Below are 18,394 nucleotides of genomic sequence, written 5' to 3'. Positions count from 1 at the left end.
CGAACTGCGCCCGCCGCCCATGAACCGAGCATGTTCGACTGGGAAAACCTGCGCCATTACCTGGCCTTTGCCCGCGTCAGCTCACTGAACGGTGCTGCCCGCGAGCTGGGCGTCGAACATGCCACGGTCGCCCGGCGCATCGCCGCCCTTGAGCAGGCGCTCAACTTCAAGCTGGTCGACCGTCGCCAGCGCCAGTATCAACTCACCGCCTTTGGCCGCCGCGTCGCGGAGATCGGCCAGCGCATGCATCAGGACGCCCAGGCCATCCGTAGAATCGCCCGCTCGCAAACCCAACGCTTCGTGCCGCTGTCGATCAGCGCGCCGGCGCCACTGGCCTCGGCGTTCATCGCCCCGCACCTGGGCCATCTGCGTCGGCAACAGCCAGCGATCGACGTCAGCCTGCTGCTGCCCGATGACGCCGGGCAGGACCCAGCCAGCGCCAAAGCGCCGGAGCCCGACCTGCTGATCAGCCTGCGCCGCCCGGCTCAGACCGACATGGTGGTGCGCCGCCTGGCGAGCCTGTCGTATAGCCTCTATGCGGCGCCGGGCTATACCCACGCGCGGCCGCCCGAGCAATACGACTACATCCTCTACGACCAGGCCATGAACGCCTCGCCTCAGCACGACTGGTTGCAGGAGGTGGTCGGCGAGCGCCCGGTGGTACTGCGTGCTCGCAGTCCGGAGGTGCGCGCCGCAGCGGCGCGCAGTGGCCTGGGCGTCACGCTGCTGCCGGACTACCTGGCGCGCCAGGATCCACTCCTGCAGCGGCTAGAATGCGCCGCCCCGACATTGGTCGTGGATGTCTGGCTGGGCGTGCATGTCGAGCTGCGCAAGGATCCTTCAGTGCGCGCCGTGATGGATTTTTTGATCGGCTGCTTCCCGGCCGGCGCCAGCCTCTGACCGCCCCCCTCTGAAGGCGCGGGCCTGGCGGATTCGATAGCGCCTATCGAACACCCCGGCGCCCCGCCCCCACAAGGGGAATTTTCTCCTCCCCCTGGCAATTTTTTGGGAATTTACCCTATTGCCTTTCGCCACGACCATCGACTCCCAGCAGTACCAGCATCCACTCAAGGGAATCGAGTCATGAGCCAAGTCAGAATCATTGATGTGACGCTGCGTGATGGGGGATATCGAAACAACTTCGAATTCACCACCGATTACGCCATCAATGCCGTTGCGCATCTGGCCGAGGTTGGCGTGCATTGCGCCGAGATCGGTTACTGCAACGGCTCATTCATCCGCAAGCCGGAGCATGGCGCCAACAGCGCCGTGACCGGCGACTATATAAACGCCCTGGTCAAAGCCGCACAGGGGCGATTGGGGCTGTGCGTGATGGTCCACCCGCGCAATGTCACTGCCGTCGACCTGGCACAACTGGCCGAGCGCGGCGTGGCCATGGTGCGGGTGTGCCTGCGCCTGGATCAGCTCGACGAAGGCCTGCGGACCCTGGCCCTGGCCAAGTCGTTCGGTGTCGAGGTCAGCGCCAATATCACCCACGTCACCACCCAGCCAGCGGCGGTGCTCGCCGACATGGCCCTGCGCGCCGAAGGGACCGGTGTGGATGTCATCTGCTTTGCCGACTCCAACGGCCACATGCTGCCGGACGACGTGCGGCGGCTGTTCGATCGCACCGCCCGCGAAGTGCACACGCCACTGGGCTTTCATGCCCACAACAATCTGTCGCTGGCCCTGGCCAACGCCATGGCCGCCATCGACGCCGGCGCCGAGTACATCGATGCCTCGCTGTGCGGCATGGGCAAAGGCGCCGGCAACCTGCCGCTGGGCATGCTCATCGGCTACCTGCATCGCTGCGACCACCGTGACCGTCACGACCTGGTCAAGGCCTTGCAATTGTCCGAATACACCGCGCAACAGGTCAGCGCCAGCAACCTGCCAGCGCCCTTGGTCGATGTAATGCTCGGCGCCTACAACCTGCCGTTCGATGTGCAGGCGCGGCTCGATGAAGTGATGAGCCGCCTGCAATTGGCCTCGACCTACCACGGTCTGCGCGCCCTGCATGAACAAAACCTCACGGCGCGCCACGCCCAAGGAGCACGGCCATGACCCGCCATCGCGTGTGCGTATTGCCCGGCGACGGCATCGGCCCGCAGGTCACCGACGCGGTTCTGCCGCTGTTCGACGCCCTGCAACTGCCCATCGATCTGACGTTCGCCGAGATCGGCTGGGAATGCTGGCGACGCGACGGCGATCCGGTCCCGAGCCGCACCTGGGCGCAGATCGCCGCCGCCGACGCCACCTTGCTCGGCGCCATCACCAGCCAGCCACTGCACGAGGCCGAGGCGCAATTGCCCGAGCACCTGCGTGGCCAAGGCCTGAACTATGTCTCGCCGGTGATCCAGCTGCGCCAGCAACTGGGCCTGTACGCCAACGTGCGACCGGTGACCGATGTGCTGGGCAACGATCGCTTTTGCTTCACGGTGATCCGCGAGAACACCGAAGGCTTGTATGCCGGCCTGGATTACGGCCGGGTGCCGGCCGAACTCGAACCACTCTTGCAGCAACGCGAGCTGCACGGCGCCCCCTGGACCCGCAACGGCCCGGATGACGCCTGCGTGGCCCTGCGCCTGCAAACCCGCAACGGCCTGACGCGCTTGTTCCACTTCGCCTTCGAGCATGCTCGCCAGCAAGGTTTCGACCGCGTGACCCTGGCCGACAAGCCCAATGTGCTGCGCCACAGCGGCGCCTTCGCCAAGGGCATTTTCGACGAAGTGGCGCTGCACTACCCCGGCATCGCCGCCAACATCGATAACGTCGACGCCGTTGCCTTGTGGATGATCCGTCGCCCCGAGCGCTTCGGCGTGGTAGTGGCAGAAAACATGTTCGGCGACATCCTCTCCGACCTCGGCGCCGGCGTGATGGGCGGCCTGGGCCTGGCGCCGAGCGCCAACTTCGGCAGCAAAGCGGCCTACTTTGAACCGGTGCACGGCAGCGCCCCCGGCTACGTCGGCCGCAACGTCGCCAACCCCAGCGCGATGTTCCTCAGCGTCGCCCTGCTGCTCGACCACCTGGGCTACAGCGACCAGGCCCACGCCCTCCAGCGCGCGGTCACTCAGGTGGCTCGGCGCGTCTGCCAGACCCCGGACCTGGGCGGCACCGCCACCACTGGCCAGGTCGCCAGCGCCATCATCGAACGCAGCCTGGCCAACAGCCTGGCCAGCCGCACCCTCTACCCCGTCGGAAGCCCTTCATGAACGCCACCCCTGATCCCTTGCTGCTGCGTTGCGCCGCCCTCGACACCGCCGCCCTGAGCGATGCCCTCGACAGCCTCGGCATCGCGGGCGGCCTGCTGGGCCTGCATCAGCAAGTGCCCGGCACACGCTGCTGCGGTTATGCCTACACCGTGCAATACCAGCCGGTGACCGAGCACGGCGGCTTTCGCAACGCCGCCAACTACATCGATGACGTACCTGCCGATTCGGTGATCGTGTCCTGCAACGACGGCCGCCTGGATGCCACGGTGTGGGGCGACATCCTCACCCACTTCGCCAGCCAGCGCGGCATCAACGGCACCCTGATCGATGGCGTCGGCCGTGACCTCGACACGGTCGGACGGCTCGACTACCCGCTGTTCAGCCGCGGCCGCTTCATGCAGTCCGGCAAGAACCGCGTGCAGCTCAAGGCCGTGCAAGTACCGGTGCGCATCAGCGGCGTAGCGATCTACCCCGGTGATGTCATCGTCGCCGACGCTAGCGGTTGCCTGGCCATCCCCCGCGCGCAGTTCGAAGCGGTACTGCAGCGCGCCGAAGCCGTGGAGCGCACCGAGCGCGAAATCATCCTGTCGATCAGCCGCGGCCTGTCGCTGGGCGAAGCACGGCGCCTGCATCGCTACGACCAGCCCTGGCTCAACGCCAACCCTCAAGCCACCCCGCAAGGAGCAGCACAATGACTGCAATCACCCGCAAGCCCAACCCCATGTTCAGCAGCCCCAACCGCCTCAAGCTCGGCGTGTTCGGCATCAATATCGAAGGCGGCTGCACCCTGACCTCGGCGCCTGAACGCCTGGCCGCCGCCGACTGGACCGCGAACCTGCAACTGGCGAAAAAAGCCGATCGCGCTGGCCTCGAACTGTTGCTGCCGGTCGGTCGCTGGCGCGGTTGGGGGGGCGACAGCGACCCCATGGGCGTGTCGTACGAGACCTACACCTGGGCCGCCGGCCTGGCCTCGGTGACCGAACAGATCGCGCTGTTCACCACCTCGCATCTGTCTACCGTGCACCCGCTGTTCGCCGCCAAGCAGGCGGCAACCATCGACCACATCAGCGGCGGGCGCTTCGGCCTCAACATCATCTGTGGCTGGTACGGCAAGGAAATGGGCATGTTCAACGGCGGCGCCCAGTTGCCCCACGACCGCCGCTACGACCACGCCGATGAATGGCTGAGCATCGCCCGCAAGGCCTGGACCGAACCCAGCGCCTTCGACTTCAAGGGCGAGTTCTTCAACATCGCCCAAGGCGTGTCGCAACCCAAGCCGCTCAATCGGCCGTTCCTGATGAACGCCGGGGGCTCAGAGCGCGGCCGACGTTTTTGCGCCGAGCATTGCGATGCGGCGTTTTTGATTCTCAAACAGGAAGACGGCCCCGACGCCATGCGCGCGCAGATCAACACCTACCGCGACCTGGCGCGCAAGGAATACGGGCGCGAAATCCAGATCTGGGTGTACGCCTACGTGGTGCAGAAGGACTCGCTCAAAGAGGCCGAAGACTATCTGGACTACTACGTCAATCAGCACGGCGACGAGACCGCGCTGGATAACGTCACTGCCGAGATCGGCGTGCAGAGCGGCATGTTCGCCAACGCCGAAGACGCCGAGCGTTTTCGCTTTCACTTCAAGGCGGGCTTTGCCGGCATGCCGCTGGTGGGCACCGCCCAGATGATCGCCGAGCAGTGCAATGCCTACAACGAACTGGGCATCGACGGCCTGTGCCTGACCTGGCTGGACTACCACCAGGGCCTCGACGATTTTGTCGCCGACGTGCTGCCGCGCCTCGAACAACAAGGCCTGCGCCAGCCCTACTCGCCGGCGCTGGAGGATGTGGCATGAGCGATTTCGCCAGCAACGAGCAAGACGCCATCTACCTGGTCAACGTGGTGCACGTCGACGAGGGCCAGCAGGACGCCGCGCTTGACGTGCTGCGCTCGGCGGTGGGCTACGTGGCCCGTACCTATCCCTCGTTCGAGTGGAGTCGGTTGTACAAGAGCATCGATGGCAAGACCGTCATCAACCAGGCGCTGTGGCGCGATCAGGCCGAGTTCGAGTCACTGTTTCAGGACGACGAATTCAACCGCCGCTATCTGAAACTCAAGGAGACCGGCAGCTGGGAATTCCATCTGTACCGCGTCACCGATTACATCCCCAGCGCGTTGGAAACTCCTGTCACCGCCTCTTGACCTGCGCACCGCGCCGTCACTTTTCAGCATCGCGCCGCCTGATGGGGCGCTGATGCCCGCAATGGAGCCTGTACCCGATGAGTACCCTCGATTCCAAACTGTGCCGACTGTTCAACATCCCCCACCCCGTTGTGCTCGCGCCCATGGGCGCAGTGTCTGGCGCGCGCCTGGCAACGGCAGTATCGCAAGCGGGCGGGCTGGGGCTGATCGGCGCCAGCTACGGCGACCCGACCTGGATGAAAACCGAGCTGGAGCAGATGCGTGAAGTCAGCCAGCCCTGGGGCGTCGGCCTGGTGATGTTCACCGTAGCCAAGAACATGGCCCTGCTCGATCTGGCGCTGGAGTACCAGCCCCATGTGGTCGCCTTGTCGTTCGGCGACGCGCGGCCCTTCGTCGCGCCGATCAAGGACGCCGGCGCCCTGGTGGTGGTGCAGGTGCACGACGTCGATCAGGCCCTTGCCGCGCTCGATGCCGGCGCCGACGCCTTGATCGTGCAAGGCGCCGAGGCCGGCGGTCACAGCCTGCGCCGTGCCAGCCTGCCGTTGATTCCGGCGGTGCGTGACGCGGTGGGCGACAAGGCCGTACTGATCGCCGCCGGTGGTATCGCCGACGGTCGCGGCATGGCTGCCGCGCTGCTCCTGGGCGCCGACGGGGTGATGATGGGCACGCGCTTGCTGGCCAGCGACGAAGCCTTGCCCTCCACCGGGCTCAAGCAACGAGTGGTGCACGGCATCGCCAGCGATACCGTGCGCACCCGCGGCTTCGATCAGATCCGCGGCATCGACTGGCCGGAGCACTACAGCGGCCGCGCCCTGGCCAATCAGTTCACTGAACGCTGGCTGGGCCGAGAGCATCTGCTGAGCAGTGCGGCCGCCAGCGTCGCCTACGACTATGCGCAAGCGCTACGCGACGACAACCTCGATGTGCGGGCGATCTGGGCCGGCGAGGTGGTGGACCTGGTCAACGATATTCTCCCGGCAGGGCAATTGGTCGAGCAGATCGTCGCGGCGGCCCGGAGCGCGCTGCAACAAGGAGCGCGGCTATGCCTATGAAGCCTTTCGCTGAACCGGCGGCGAGTGGTCGCGGCCGCATTGAATCGAGCGTTGTTGCCTCGATCGGCGCACAGGCCGGTGGCACGGTGTCAGGCGCCAGCGACATCAACTTCGTCAGCCACGGCCATGGCCCCGCCTTGGCCGTGGTCATGGCGCCGGTCATGCCGTATTGGGACGAAGGGCAGTTTTTCGCGCCCCTGACCGAGCGGCTGGTGGCGCTTGGGTATCGCGTGATGATCTTCGACAGCCTGTCACTGCAACCGGCGCCTGAAGATCTGCCGACCTTTGCCGATGCCTGGCGGCGGATTCTCCAAGGGCTTGGGCCAATCCAGCTACTGGCCGGCAGCGCCCTGGGCGGCGCGGTGGTGCAGAGCCTGCTGGCCAGCCGCTGGGCCGCATCGATACCGGCGACCTTGCTGATCAGCGCGCCGACCCAGGCTGATTCACAGCTGGATGAGCGGCTGGGGTATATGGCGCAATTGGCCGCCGCTGGCGAGCTGACCGAGGCCCTGCGCTGGCTGGAGCACTGGGTGGCGGCAGACGCAGGTGCCAACGCAACGATCGCCCCATCCGCAGGCGACTCTGTAGCGAGAGGGCTTGCCCCCGACGGCCCCTCTCTCGCCCACCGCCCAGCGCAGCCCCGGCCTGTCGGGGGCGAGCCTGCTCGCGACAGGGATGACGCACGGCCCAGGCCCACGGCGGATGCGTTGGCGTGTGAACGGCTCGAACGCGGCTTTGGCCTGCTCGAACGACTCGATGTACGCGATGCCGTGCACGCCTATCCCGGCAAACTCCTGAGCCTCTACGGCGAACAATCGCATCTGGTACGCGCCAGCAACATCAGCTTCCCGCGCACCACCCGACACCTCGCCGCCAGCATCCCCGGCAGCGGCATGCGCCCGCATATCGAACACCCGGCGCGGGTCTGGGCGTGGGTGCAGGAACATCTGCGCCTGACCGCACAAAGCGCATCATGAACAGACTATGCGCCAGCCGCACCGACCTCTTCGCGAGCACGCTTTGCTCCCACAGGTGTACGACTCAGGGCCGCTGCGCACTGTGGGAGCAAGGGTGCGCGTTCGGCGGCGAAGAGGCTCGCCCAGTCGACATCAACTTCCAGACAGGCCCTCACCATGAACATCACCCACGCAACCTTCATCGACGTGCACTACCACGCCGGCCCCGATGCCTACCTGCGCCGCCACAGCGCCACCGCTGTCGGCGAGCATTACCGCGAGCACAACGGCTGGGTCGTACTCAAGAATCACCTCGGCTGCACTGCCGCCCAGGCCTGGGAAGCCCGCGCCCGCGGCCTGCCGGTGTCCGGCTCGGTGGTACTCAACGAAATCGCCGGCGGCCTCGATACCCGCGTGGTCGAACGCTCGCTGTGCCAGCACGATGCCGACCTGCGCTTTATCGTGCACCTGCCCACCGTCACCGGGCGCCAGCACAGTAGCCGCCTGGCCCGCACCCTTAGCCACCCGATCCTCGGCCAGCGGCCGATCCAGCCGTTGACCGTCAGCGACAACAGCGGCCAGCTCACCGCCGCCACACTCGATCTGCTGCGCATGAGCCGTGACTACCCACTGGTGATTTCCACCGGGCATGCCAACGGGCCTGAGGTGTTACGGCTGGTAGAAGCGGCGGATCGCCTTGGGGTGCCACGCTTGATGCTCAACCAGCCGGCCAACCCGTTGACCGGGCTCGACGCCAAAGCGCTGCAAGCCTTGGGGGATTTGCCGTTCCTGTACATCGAGCAGACCGCCCTCACCTATCTACTGGGCTATCAACCGGCCGACGATTTCGCTGCGGTGCTGGGGGAGTTGCCGCGAGTGCTGTACAGCTCGGACCTGGGCCAGACCAGCCAGCCTGACCTGCCTGAGTGGCTGACCCTGAGCCAGCAGTGGATGGCGGGCTTCAACCTCAGCGCCGGGCGTGTCGATGACATCACCCGGCGCTGGCCGCTACAGATGTTGAGTGTGTGAGCTGACTGAAATCTTGCGCTGTGGCGACCGGCGCTTTCGCGGGCGAGCCTTGCTCCCACAGGTGTACGGCTCGAGATCGACTTGCACTGTGGGAGTGTGTGAGCTGACTGAAATCTTGCGCTGTGGCGACCGGCGCTTTCGCGGGCGAGCCTTGCTCCCACAGGTGTACGGCTCGAGATCGACTTGCACTGTGGGAGTGTATGAGCTGACTGAAATCTTGCGCTGTGGCTACCGGCGCTTTCGCGGGCAAGCCTTGCTCCCACAGGTGTACGGCTCGAGACCGACTTGCACTGTGGGAGTGTGTGAGCTGACTCAAATCTTGCGCTGTGGCGACCGACCCTTTCGCGGGCAAGCCTTGCTCCCACAGGTGTACGGCTCGAGACCGACTTGCACTGTGGGAGTGTGTGAGCTGACTGAAATCTTGCTCTGTGGCGACCGGCGCTTTCGCGGGCAAGCCTTGCTCCCACAGGTGTACGGCTCGAGATCGACTTGCACTGTGGGAGTGTGTGAGCTGACTGAAATCTTGCGCTGTGGCGACCGACGCTTTCGCGGGCAAGCCTTGCTCCCACAGGTGTACGGCTCGAGACCGACTTGCACTGTGGGAGCAAGGCTTGCCCGCGAAGACGGTGGTCGATGCACCACCTGCAATGGGCTGCAATCCGCTTCAGCGTTTCAACTTGCGCTTGTTGCGATACTGGTCGATCACCACTGCGATCACGATAATCAAGCCCTTGATGATGTCCTGGATATAGGCGTCGACGCCCACGAACGTAAAGCCGCTGGCCATGACCCCAAGGATCAGTGCGCCGATCACCGTGCCGCTGATCCGGCCCACGCCACCTACCAGGCTGGTACCGCCGATCACCGTGGCGGCGATGGCGTCCAGCTCGTAGGACACGCCCATGCCGGCCTGACCCGTCGCGGCACGTGCCGACGCCACGACCCCGGCCAATCCGGCCAGCAAGCCGGCGATGCTGTAGACGATGATCAAATGGCGCTTGACGTTGATCCCCGAGGTACGCGCCGCCGCCATGTTGCCGCCGATGGCGTAGGTGTACTTGCCGTACTTGGTATAGCGCAGGGCGATATGAAAGATCACCGCCACTACCAGGAAGATGATCACCGGCATGGCCCCACGGCCGATGGCGGTGTACGAATCAGTCAGCATGCTGATCGGTTGGCCCTCGGTGTAGAAACGCGCCAGGCCACGGGCCGACACCATCATGCCGAGGGTGGCGATAAAGGGCGGAATCCCGGTCATGGCGATGATGCTGCCGTTGATCGCTCCTGCCAGCAAGCCGACCCCGAGCCCGGCGATCACCGGCACATAGACAGGCATGTCGGTCAGCGACGGGAACACCGCGCGGGTGAAATCAGAACTCTGCGCCAGGCTCGCCGCGACCATCGCCGACAGCGCCAGCACCGAGCCGGAGGACAAATCGATACCGGTGGTGATGATCACCTGGGTCACGCCGATGGCAATCAGGCCGATGATGGATACCTGCAGGATCATCAGCACCAGGCGCTGGCTGTTCAACAGGAAACTCTGGTCGCGCACTATCCAGCCGAAGGCTTCGAAGATCAGCGCGATGCCGATCAGCACCAGGAAGATACTCAGCTCGGTCGGCATGCGCCGCCGCGAACGGGTCGGCGCCGTGGCCGGTTTGTTTTCCACGATTGTGTTCATAGCCACTCACCTCTTCTTGTTCTGACGCGGGCCGGTGGCCCGGGTGGTGTTGCGGCGCGGCGCTCAGGAGCCGCGCGGTATCGAAATTTCGCGGGCAGAGCCCGCTCCCACAGGGGACCGACCGGATCAATGCACAGCGATACCCGAAGCGAGCTGCATGACCCGCTCCTGCGTGGCGTCGGCGCGATCGAGGATGCCCATCTGTTCGCCCTCGTGCATGACCATGACCCGGTCGCTCATGCCCAGCACTTCAGGCAGCTCGGAAGAAATCATGATCACTGCCATGCCCTCACTGGCCAAAAAGGCGATCAGGCGATAGATCTCGGCCTTGGCGCCGACGTCGATGCCACGGGTCGGCTCGTCGAGAATGAGGATGCGCGGATTGGTCATCAGCCAGCGCGCCAATAGCGCCTTCTGCTGGTTGCCGCCGGACAGGGTGTCGATGCACTGCTCCAGCGACGGGGTCTTGACCCGCAGCTTGCGGCACATGTCTTCACACAGCACGCGCAGGGCTTTCTGGTGAACGAAACCGTTGCCCACGTAGTGCGGCAGCACCGCCATTTCCATGTTCTCGAGCACCGACAGGCAACCGAACAGGCCGGTGAGCTTGCGGTCTTCGGTGAGCAGCGCGAAGCCCTTCTCAATGGCCATGTGCGGATCGGTGACGCGCAGCGGTTGGTCGTCCAGGGTGATCTCGCCGCCGGTGCTCGGGGTGATGCCGAACAGCGCTTCGGCGACATTGGTGCGGCCCGAGCCCATCAGCCCGGCGATGCCAAGGATCTCGCCGGCGTGCAGGTCGAAGGAGACCTTCTCGAACACCCCGTCGAGGCTCAGGTCGCGCACGGTCAGCAGGCGTTTGCCGATCGGCGTTTCACGCACCGGGAACAACGTGCTCAGTTCGCGGCCGACCATCATCGAAATCAGCGTGTCGTCATTCAGCGTGTCGGCCTTGTGCAAGCCGATGTACTGGCCGTCGCGGAACACCGCGACTTCATCGGCGATGGCGAACACTTCCTTCATTTTGTGGGTGATGTAGATGATGCCTTTGCCCTGGGACTTGAGGTCCTGGATGATCGAGAACAGGTGCTCGACTTCGGTCTCGGTGATGGCCGAAGTCGGCTCGTCCATGATCAGGATGTCGGAGTCGTAGGACACCGCCTTGGCAATCTCGACCATCTGCCGTTCGGCGATGCTGAGGTTGCCCACTTGTTCTTCCGGGTCGAGGCGGATACGCAGGCGCCCCAGCAGATCGGCGGTGGCGCGGTGCATGGCGCGGTGGTCGACCATGTGCAGGCCATTGAGCTGCTCGCGGCCGATCCAGATGTTCTCGGCAATGGTCATGTGCGGCATCAGGTTGAGTTCCTGATGGATCATCGCGATGCCGGCCTGCAATGCGGCCAAAGGCGTGGCAAAGCTCACGGGCTTGCCGCGCAGGAACAGCTCGCCGGCGTCGGGTTGATAGATGCCGGCGATGATTTTCATCAGCGTCGACTTGCCCGCGCCGTTCTCGCCCATCAACGCCAGCACCGAGCCTGGGCGGACGCGCAACTGCACGTCGGACAAGGCGATGACGCCTGGGAAGCCTTTGCTGATGTGGGTGATTTCCAGCAAATAGGGCGACGCTTGGGGATCCGTTGCGCCAGTCGGCAGTGCTTGCGCGGTGGGCATTGCGAGGTTGGCTTGGGCAAACATGACAGGCTCTCCATCTTCAGGGTGGCCGCGTCAGGCGCGAGCCACCATGGGCACAGGTTCGAATCGCTAAGCGCGAAGCCCTGAGCGTTTTATTTGAAGGTCGCGACGTTTTCCGGGGTGATCAGGCGGTATGGGATGACGGTCGCCGCCGGATAGTCTTCTTTCTTGACCATCTTCACCGCGACATCTACCGCGCCTTCGGCCTGGCCCTTGGCGTCCTGGAATACCGAGGCGGCCATCTGCTTCTTCTCGATGGCGTTCAAGCCGTCGGGGGTGCCGTCGACGCCGGTGACGAACACGCTGCCTTCCTTGACGCCGGCTTGCTTGAGCGCCATGGCGGCACCAATGGCCATCTCGTCGTTGTTGGAAACCACCGCGTTGAATTCCTTGCCCTGGGTCAACCAGTCGTTGGTCAGGGTCATGCCTTTGTCACGCAGCCAGATCCCGGTCTGCTCCTGGATGACCTTGATGTCGGGATACTTGGCGAATATCTCCTTGACCCCTTTGGTCCGATTGGTCGTGGCGTTATTGGCCAGGTCGCCCAACAGGATCACCACATTGCCTTTGCCGTTCAGCTTGTCCGCGACGAACTGGCCCTGCAGATGGCCGGCTTCGATTTCGTCGGAAACCACCGTGGCCACGCCTTTGGGCAGCGGCTTGTCGCCGTCCGGCTTGCGGTTCACGTAGACCAGCGGAATACCGGCTTTTTCGGCAGTCTTGGTGATGTTGGCCGTGGCAGCGGTGTCGACCGGATTGACGATGATGGCGTCGACCTTGTTACTGATCAGCTCCTGCACCTGGTCGAACTGCTTGTTGACGTCGGCACGGCCGTCGACGAACTGCAGGCTGACTTTTTCAGTGGTGATGGATTTGGCGCGTTTATCCATGAACTCGCGCAGGTAGGTCAGCCAGGTGTCGTCGAACTGCGACATGGCCACGCCGATCTTGATATCGGCAAAAGCGCTGGCGCTGGCCACCGAGAGGGACAGAGACAAGGCAAGTGAAGCTAAGAGGTGTGGAGTCTTCATGAGCGAGCGGTTCCTTGTTTTTCTTGTAGGTGCTTTTCTTGAAGGTGCGTTCTTGAAGGTGCGTTCTTGAAACAGCTTTTCCAGAGGCAGCTGGACAGCGTCGCGGTCAGTGCAAACGCACGATGGGGGCACCGGGAATGCACAGCACCAGCGCGCCATTGCGTTCGATACCTTTGGGATGGAAAGCGACATCGAGCAGACGGGCACAGGCCTTGGCCAGTGTTTTCAGAAGAGGTGCGGCGTGACGCGCAGTGCGGAGCATGTTCATGACGGTACCTGTTTATTTGTTGGTTTTATTGTGAGGATCGGCAACCTTGGAACGACTCTATTAGAAAATAATTTCCATATCAACCTGTTTTAGAATTTTATTCTAAATTCTTTCTGCGCTGCCATCATCGGTCAATTTCACCACCTGACGGCGCTCTGAACTCAGCCGCGCGGCGTCCAATACGCGCACTGTCAGCAGAGCTTCATCCAGTGCTACGGGCAGTTCGCGACCTTCATTGATGGCCTCGACCACCTGCCCATAGAACTGCGGCCAGTTGCCGTGCTCGCTGCGCACTTTCTCCCGTTCGGCGCCGCGTTCGAACCAGCCCCAGCGTCGATGCTCTTCGACGCCCCAGCGCTCGCCTTCGCTGCGCGGTGAGCGGCCGGCCAGGGTTGCTTCTTCCTGGCCATCGAGGCCCTCGACACAATAAGTGCCGTTACTGCCGGTCACGCGAAAACGCCGTGGCTCGGCGTCCTGCAATTTGTTGCCATAGAGGTGGCTGACCACCCCATTGCGATGGCGCAAGGCCACGAAAAAACCATAATCCACGTCAGGGGCCTGTGGACTGTAGTACAGCTCGCCGTACACCGTTTCGACCGCGCCGAACAGTTGCAGGGCCTGGTCCACCAGATGGCTGCCGAGGTCGAGCAACACCCCGCCGGCGCTGGTGTCGCCCAGGGACTGTGGCGAGTAGCGCTCGAAGCGTGATTCAAAATGGCTGACGGTGCCCAGTGTGCCCTCGGCGATCAGTTTGCGTACGGTGAGAAAGTCCGAATCCCAGCGCCGATTCTGATACACCGTGAAGGGCGCACCGGCGCTGTGCGCGGCGGCGATCAAGGCGCTGGCCTCGGTGGCGTTGAAGGCGAAGGGCTTGTCGCTGACGACGGCGATGCCGTGATCGAAAGCCTCCTGGATCAGGGCGGCACGACCGGGTAACGGCGTGCAGATCACCAGCAGATCGACGCCGGCTTCGACCAGTTGGCCGATGCTGTCGAACGCCGGGACGCCGGGGTGATCAGCGCTGAGTTGCTGGCGGCGCTCGTCGGAACGAGTCACCACGCCCACCAGCTTGGCGTCGGCCAGGCTGGTGAGCAGGGGAGCATGAAAGAAACGGCCACCAAAGCCGTAGCCAACCAGTCCGATGCGCATAAGAGGATCCTTTTGATAGCGACTGTGTACGCGAAATCGCGCTCGGCTCTTGCGGCAGAGGTGCATCGGCCATTGTCTTCGCGGGCAAGCCTTGCGCCCACAGGCGCACGACTCTGCAACTGCCCTGTGGGAGCAAGGCTTGCCCGCGAAGAGGTCCGCACAGGCAACGCACCTCTTGCAGCAATGAACCCACTATTGGCTCAGTTATAGAACGACGGCCGCGCAGGCAGGCCCAGTTCGACGATCGTGCCGCTCTGTTGCGCTGCCACACAGGCATCGGCCGCCACCGCCGCCGCAAAACCATCCCACGCCGACGGGCCGTTGATGTGCCCGGCGCGCACGCCGTCGATAAAGGCCTGCAACTCGACGTCATAGGCGGCGATAAAGCGGTCCTTCCAGTCCATCAGAATCGCGTTGGACAGCTTCGCCTCGCTGCGCAACTGCACCTGCGACGGCTCCGGCAGCCGCGCGATACCGGTCTCCCCCACCACTTCGCATTGAATGTCGTAGCCGTACTGGCAGTTGACGAATACCTCGACGTCGATGCGCGTGCCCTTGACCGTCTCGATCAGCACGATCTGCGGGTCTTTGAGATGGGCGAAGGCTTTGCTGGTCTTGCGCGGGAACACCACCTGCACGGATTTGTAGTCATCGGCCAACAGCCAGCGCAGCACGTCGAGTTCGTGAATCAGCGTGTCGGTGATCGCCATGTCGGTCTTGTACTGCTCCGGCACGGTGGGGTTGCGGTGCGCGCAGTGGAGCATCAGCGGTTCGCCGATCTGGCCGCTGTCGATGACCCGTTTGAGCGCGCGGTAACCTTCGTCATAAGGACGCATGAAGCCCACCTGGACCAGGCGTTTGCCGTAGGCGATCTCGGCATCGACGATGTGCCGGCAGCCCTCGGCGGTCACTGCCAGCGGCTTCTCGCAGAACACCGGCTTGCCCGCCGCGATGGCGGCCAGCACGAACTCTTCGTGGGTCGGGCCCCAGGACGTGACCAGGATCGCCTCGACTTCCGGCGCATTGATGACCGCATGGCCATCGGCATACACCTCGGCGGCAATGCCCAGCTCGGCCACGACCTTGGCGGCGTGCTCCAGGTTGATATCGGTGACCGCCACCACCGTGCTATTGATCAAGGCGTGGCTGCAGCGACGGATATGGTCACGACCGATGGCGCCGGTACCGATGACGCCCAGTTTTAGCGGTGTAGAAGAGGTAGCCATGTGAAGCCTCCAGATTGTTTTTGTTGGTCAGAGCGCAATCAGTACTGACGGGCCTTGGCCAGTCGTTCGTTCAGGGTCTTGGCCACCGCATCGGTGCGCGCGCTGGTGGACACTTGCGCCACGCCCACGCGCCACCAGGACAGATATTTGTGAATCATGGTCTTGGGCAGAACCTTGATGTCGATGAGCGTCGACACCGTTTGCAGCCGAGCATCGGCCAACGCCGCGCGCAGTTGCTCGACGGTCGAGACCTTGTAAGTCTTGCAGCCGTAGGCCGCTGCGCTCATGGCAAAATCCACCGGCACGAAGCCGCCATCGAGCTGGCCACTGTCCGGGTTGCGAAAGCGGAACTCGGTGCCGAAGCTGTCCATGCCGTGTTCCATCTGCAGGTTGTTGATGCAGCCGAAAGTCATGTTGTCGAGCAGCACCACGTTGATCTTGCGCCGCTCCTGGATCGAAGTCGCCAGTTCGGAATGCAGCATCATGTACGAGCCGTCGCCCACCAGCGCATAGACCTCGCGCTGCGGCTCGGCGAGCTTGACGCCCAAGGCGGCGTTGACTTCGTAGCCCATGCACGAGTAGCCGTATTCCAGGTGATAGGTGTTGACGCCCTTGCTGCGCCAGCTGCGTTGCAGGTCGCCGGGCAGGCTGCCGGCGGCCGCGACAATGATGCCGTCGCTGGGCAGGGTTTCGTTGAGCACGCCGAGCACGCGGCTCTGGGTCAGGCACGAGCCGGTCAGCTCGATGAATTCACGCAGTACGGCCGGGTCCATGTGATCGTTGATCTCGGGGACGAAATCGGCGCTGGTGTATTCCACTTGATAGATACGATCGACCTCGGCATCCAGTTCGGCGCGGGCCTGTTGCACGCGGTTGTTCCAGCCCGAGCGAAAGCCGGTGCGGGCCAGGTGATCGGACAGCTGCTGCAAGCCGACCTTGGCATCGCAGAGCAACTGCACGCCGTCGAGCTTGAGGGCGTCGGCGGGGCTGATGTTGATGTTGAGAAACTGCACCTCGGGGTGCTGGAACAGCCACTTGGATGAAGTGGTGAAGTCGGTGTAACGGGTGCCGATGCCGATGATCAGGTCGGCTTCCTTGGCCAGCAGGTTGGCGGCCAGGCAGCCGGTTTCGCCGATGCCGCCGACGTTGAGCGGATGGGCCGAGACGATGGCGCTCTTGCCCGCCTGGGTTTCGGCGAAGGGGATGTCGAAGCGTTCGGCAAAGGCCTGCAGTTGCGCGTTGGCGCCGGCGTATTTGACCCCACCGCCGCAGATGATCAAGGGCGTGCGTTTGCCGCGCAGCGCCGCCACGGCGTCGGCGAGCATGGCCTCGGTGGGCAGCCGACGATCGATGCGGTGCACGCGCTTTTGCAGGAAGCTGTCCGGGTAGTCGTAGGCTTCGGCCTGCACGTCTTGCGGCAAGGCCAGGGTCACCGCGCCGGTTTCGGCCGGATCGGTGAGCACCCGCATGGCGTGAATGGCCGCGCTCATCAGTTGCTCGGGGCGGTTGATGCGATCCCAGTATTTGCTCACCGCGCGGAAGGCGTCGTTGGTGCTGATGCTCAGGTCGTGGAACTGCTCGATCTGCTGCAGCACCGGGTCGGGCTGGCGGCTGGCGTATACATCGCCCGGCAGCAGCAACAGCGGAATGCGGTTGGCGGTGGCCGTGGCGGCCGCAGTGAGCATGTTGGCGGCACCGGGACCCACCGATGAACAGCAGGCGTAGATCTTGCGCCGCAGGTGCTGCTTGGCGAAGCCGATGGCGGCGTGGGCCATGCCCTGCTCGTTACGGCCCTGGTGCACCACCAGCTCGCCGGCATCCTGCTCCAGCGCCTGGCCGACGCCCAGCACGTTGCCATGGCCGAAGATGGTAAACACCCCAGCGACGAATTTGCTTTCGACGCCATCGACCTCGACGTACTGGTTGTCGAGGAATTTCACCAGGGCCTGGGCCATGGTCAGTCGGGTTGTGGTCATGTTCACACCTTCAATTATTATGTGCTGCCTTGCGTTCGCTTTTGATCCCTGTGGGAGCAGGCGCTGCCCACGAAATCAGGCCAACGCCGTACGCAAATGCGCCATGCTCGCCGCCAGCGCCTGGCGGATGTCGCTCAGGCCATGAACGCTTTCGGCGAACGGCTCGAACGACACATAGCCGCGATACCCCGTGCTCAGCAACGTGTCGAGTTGCGCCGCGTTGCCGAGGATATCGCCGTCGCCAACCAGCACGCGGTGGCCATCGCGGATGGTATTGAGCGGCGCCTGGGCGTCCTCGACACCGGAGATGTGCACCAGGCCAGTCAGCTCCGGGAAGAACTCGTGTTCGCTGGCCAGATGGTGATGGAAGGTGTCGTGCACCAGGCGGAACACATCCAGGCCGCCGATGGCCTTGATCGCTTCTACCGCAATGCGCTTGTAGCGCAGCGCGCACTCTTCGAAACCCAGTGGCTCGACGAAACCCAGCAAGCCGTGCTCGCGCAGGATCGGCGCCAGTTCAGTGAGTGCGGTACGCAAACCGGCATTGCGTTCGGCGGGGCTGCGTGGGTCGGCGTGCTCGTTGCGCGGGCACATCACCAGCCCTTGAGCGCCGCAGTCACGGGCATAGGCGGCGAGCTTGAGGGTCTGGGCGCGGCGTTCGTCGTTCCACACATCGAAGGGATACAGGGCGTTGATCGACAGCACGCGGATGCCGCGCTCTTCGCACAGTTCACGCACCACCTGGGCAGGGGTGCCGTCTTCGATCTCGATGCCGTTGAGGTCGTTGCGGATCTCGATGGCATCGGCCTTGAGGCTCACCGCCAGGTCGATGAAGTCGGGCAGCGACAGACGCGGTGCAACCATACGATTCAGGGCGAAACGCAGGGGCTGGGACATTGTTTTTATTCTCCAGGTAGCAGTGT

Annotated in this window: 17 protein-coding genes; 9 read left to right on the top strand and 8 right to left on the bottom strand. The window is 64.0% G+C overall.

All coding sequences use genetic code 11. The features are described 5' to 3' along the window. Window positions 1-30: 30 nt before the first annotated feature. The 9 genes from LIX93_RS08165 to LIX93_RS08125 all read left to right on the top strand — a co-directional run bounded on the left by LIX93_RS08165 (window position 31) and on the right by LIX93_RS08125 (window position 8,445). On the top strand, window positions 31-900 hold the full coding sequence (locus tag LIX93_RS08165) for a LysR family transcriptional regulator (RefSeq protein WP_226503496.1): 870 nt from the start codon (window positions 31-33) through the stop codon (window positions 898-900). 183 nt (window positions 901-1,083) lie between these two features. Further along, complete coding sequence (locus LIX93_RS08160; protein WP_226503495.1) at window positions 1,084-2,064, top strand: nucleoid-structuring protein H-NS; 981 nt, start codon at window positions 1,084-1,086, stop codon at window positions 2,062-2,064. Continuing rightward, a complete protein-coding gene (locus tag LIX93_RS08155) occupies window positions 2,061-3,212 on the top strand; it encodes an isocitrate/isopropylmalate family dehydrogenase (protein ID WP_226503494.1) in 1,152 nt (383 codons plus the stop codon). The genes LIX93_RS08160 and LIX93_RS08155 overlap by 4 nt, the downstream gene beginning before the upstream one ends. Continuing rightward, window positions 3,209-3,907, top strand: a complete 699-nt coding sequence (locus tag LIX93_RS08150) for an RraA family protein (RefSeq protein WP_226503493.1) — start codon at window positions 3,209-3,211, stop codon at window positions 3,905-3,907. The genes LIX93_RS08155 and LIX93_RS08150 overlap by 4 nt, the downstream gene beginning before the upstream one ends. After that, the gene (locus LIX93_RS08145) at window positions 3,904-5,061 is read left to right on the top strand and encodes an LLM class flavin-dependent oxidoreductase (RefSeq protein ID WP_226503492.1); all 1,158 of its coding nucleotides are present in this window, start codon (window positions 3,904-3,906) and stop codon (window positions 5,059-5,061) included. The genes LIX93_RS08150 and LIX93_RS08145 overlap by 4 nt, the downstream gene beginning before the upstream one ends. After that, a complete protein-coding gene (locus LIX93_RS08140) occupies window positions 5,058-5,408 on the top strand; it encodes an antibiotic biosynthesis monooxygenase (protein ID WP_226503491.1) in 351 nt (116 codons plus the stop codon). The genes LIX93_RS08145 and LIX93_RS08140 overlap by 4 nt, the downstream gene beginning before the upstream one ends. A 77-nt stretch (window positions 5,409-5,485) precedes the next feature. Then, entirely contained in the window at window positions 5,486-6,460 is a 975-nt protein-coding gene (locus LIX93_RS08135; protein WP_226503490.1) for a nitronate monooxygenase, read from the top strand. Continuing rightward, window positions 6,451-7,437 carry an alpha/beta hydrolase gene (locus LIX93_RS08130; protein WP_226503489.1) on the top strand — a complete coding sequence of 329 codons (987 nt, stop codon included), beginning with the start codon at window positions 6,451-6,453 and terminating at the stop codon, window positions 7,435-7,437. Before LIX93_RS08135 ends, LIX93_RS08130 begins: the two co-directional genes overlap by 10 nt. 156 nt (window positions 7,438-7,593) lie before the next feature. Then, window positions 7,594-8,445 (top strand): DUF6282 family protein, encoded by an 852-nt coding sequence (locus LIX93_RS08125; RefSeq protein WP_226503488.1) that lies wholly within the window; start codon window positions 7,594-7,596, stop codon window positions 8,443-8,445. Between the two features lie 664 nt (window positions 8,446-9,109). On the opposite strand, the gene LIX93_RS08120 is transcribed toward LIX93_RS08125, so the two are convergent. The 8 genes from LIX93_RS08120 to LIX93_RS08085 all read right to left on the bottom strand — a co-directional run bounded on the left by LIX93_RS08120 (window position 9,110) and on the right by LIX93_RS08085 (window position 18,368). Beyond that, entirely contained in the window at window positions 9,110-10,132 is a 1,023-nt protein-coding gene (locus tag LIX93_RS08120; RefSeq protein ID WP_226503487.1) for an ABC transporter permease, read from the bottom strand. Window positions 10,133-10,258: 126 nt separating this feature from the next. Beyond that, entirely contained in the window at window positions 10,259-11,800 is a 1,542-nt protein-coding gene (locus tag LIX93_RS08115; RefSeq protein WP_226503698.1) for a sugar ABC transporter ATP-binding protein, read from the bottom strand. A 113-nt stretch (window positions 11,801-11,913) separates the two neighbouring features. Further along, window positions 11,914-12,852 carry a sugar ABC transporter substrate-binding protein gene (locus LIX93_RS08110; protein ID WP_226503486.1) on the bottom strand — a complete coding sequence of 313 codons (939 nt, stop codon included), beginning with the start codon at window positions 12,850-12,852 and terminating at the stop codon, window positions 11,914-11,916. A 106-nt stretch (window positions 12,853-12,958) separates the two neighbouring features. Next, window positions 12,959-13,120, bottom strand: coding sequence for a hypothetical protein (locus LIX93_RS08105; RefSeq protein ID WP_226503485.1), 162 nt, complete (start codon window positions 13,118-13,120; stop codon window positions 12,959-12,961). Window positions 13,121-13,222: 102 nt separating this feature from the next. Then, window positions 13,223-14,269, bottom strand: a complete 1,047-nt coding sequence (locus LIX93_RS08100) for a Gfo/Idh/MocA family oxidoreductase (protein WP_226503484.1) — start codon at window positions 14,267-14,269, stop codon at window positions 13,223-13,225. A 200-nt stretch (window positions 14,270-14,469) separates the two neighbouring features. Further along, a complete protein-coding gene (locus LIX93_RS08095; protein WP_226503483.1) occupies window positions 14,470-15,495 on the bottom strand; it encodes a Gfo/Idh/MocA family oxidoreductase in 1,026 nt (341 codons plus the stop codon). Window positions 15,496-15,533: 38 nt separating this feature from the next. Further along, on the bottom strand, window positions 15,534-17,471 hold the full coding sequence (gene iolD / locus LIX93_RS08090) for a 3D-(3,5/4)-trihydroxycyclohexane-1,2-dione acylhydrolase (decyclizing) (RefSeq protein ID WP_226503482.1): 1,938 nt from the start codon (window positions 17,469-17,471) through the stop codon (window positions 15,534-15,536). 75 nt (window positions 17,472-17,546) lie between these two features. After that, on the bottom strand, window positions 17,547-18,368 hold the full coding sequence (locus tag LIX93_RS08085; protein WP_226503481.1) for a TIM barrel protein: 822 nt from the start codon (window positions 18,366-18,368) through the stop codon (window positions 17,547-17,549). Window positions 18,369-18,394: the final 26 nt, after the last annotated feature.

It is taken from the genome of Pseudomonas sp. MWU16-30317 (assembly GCF_020515695.1).
GTDB lineage: Bacteria > Pseudomonadota > Gammaproteobacteria > Pseudomonadales > Pseudomonadaceae > Aquipseudomonas.
The sequence above is the reverse complement of the archived record's forward strand: the minus strand, read 5'-3'. Positions and strand labels throughout refer to the sequence as shown.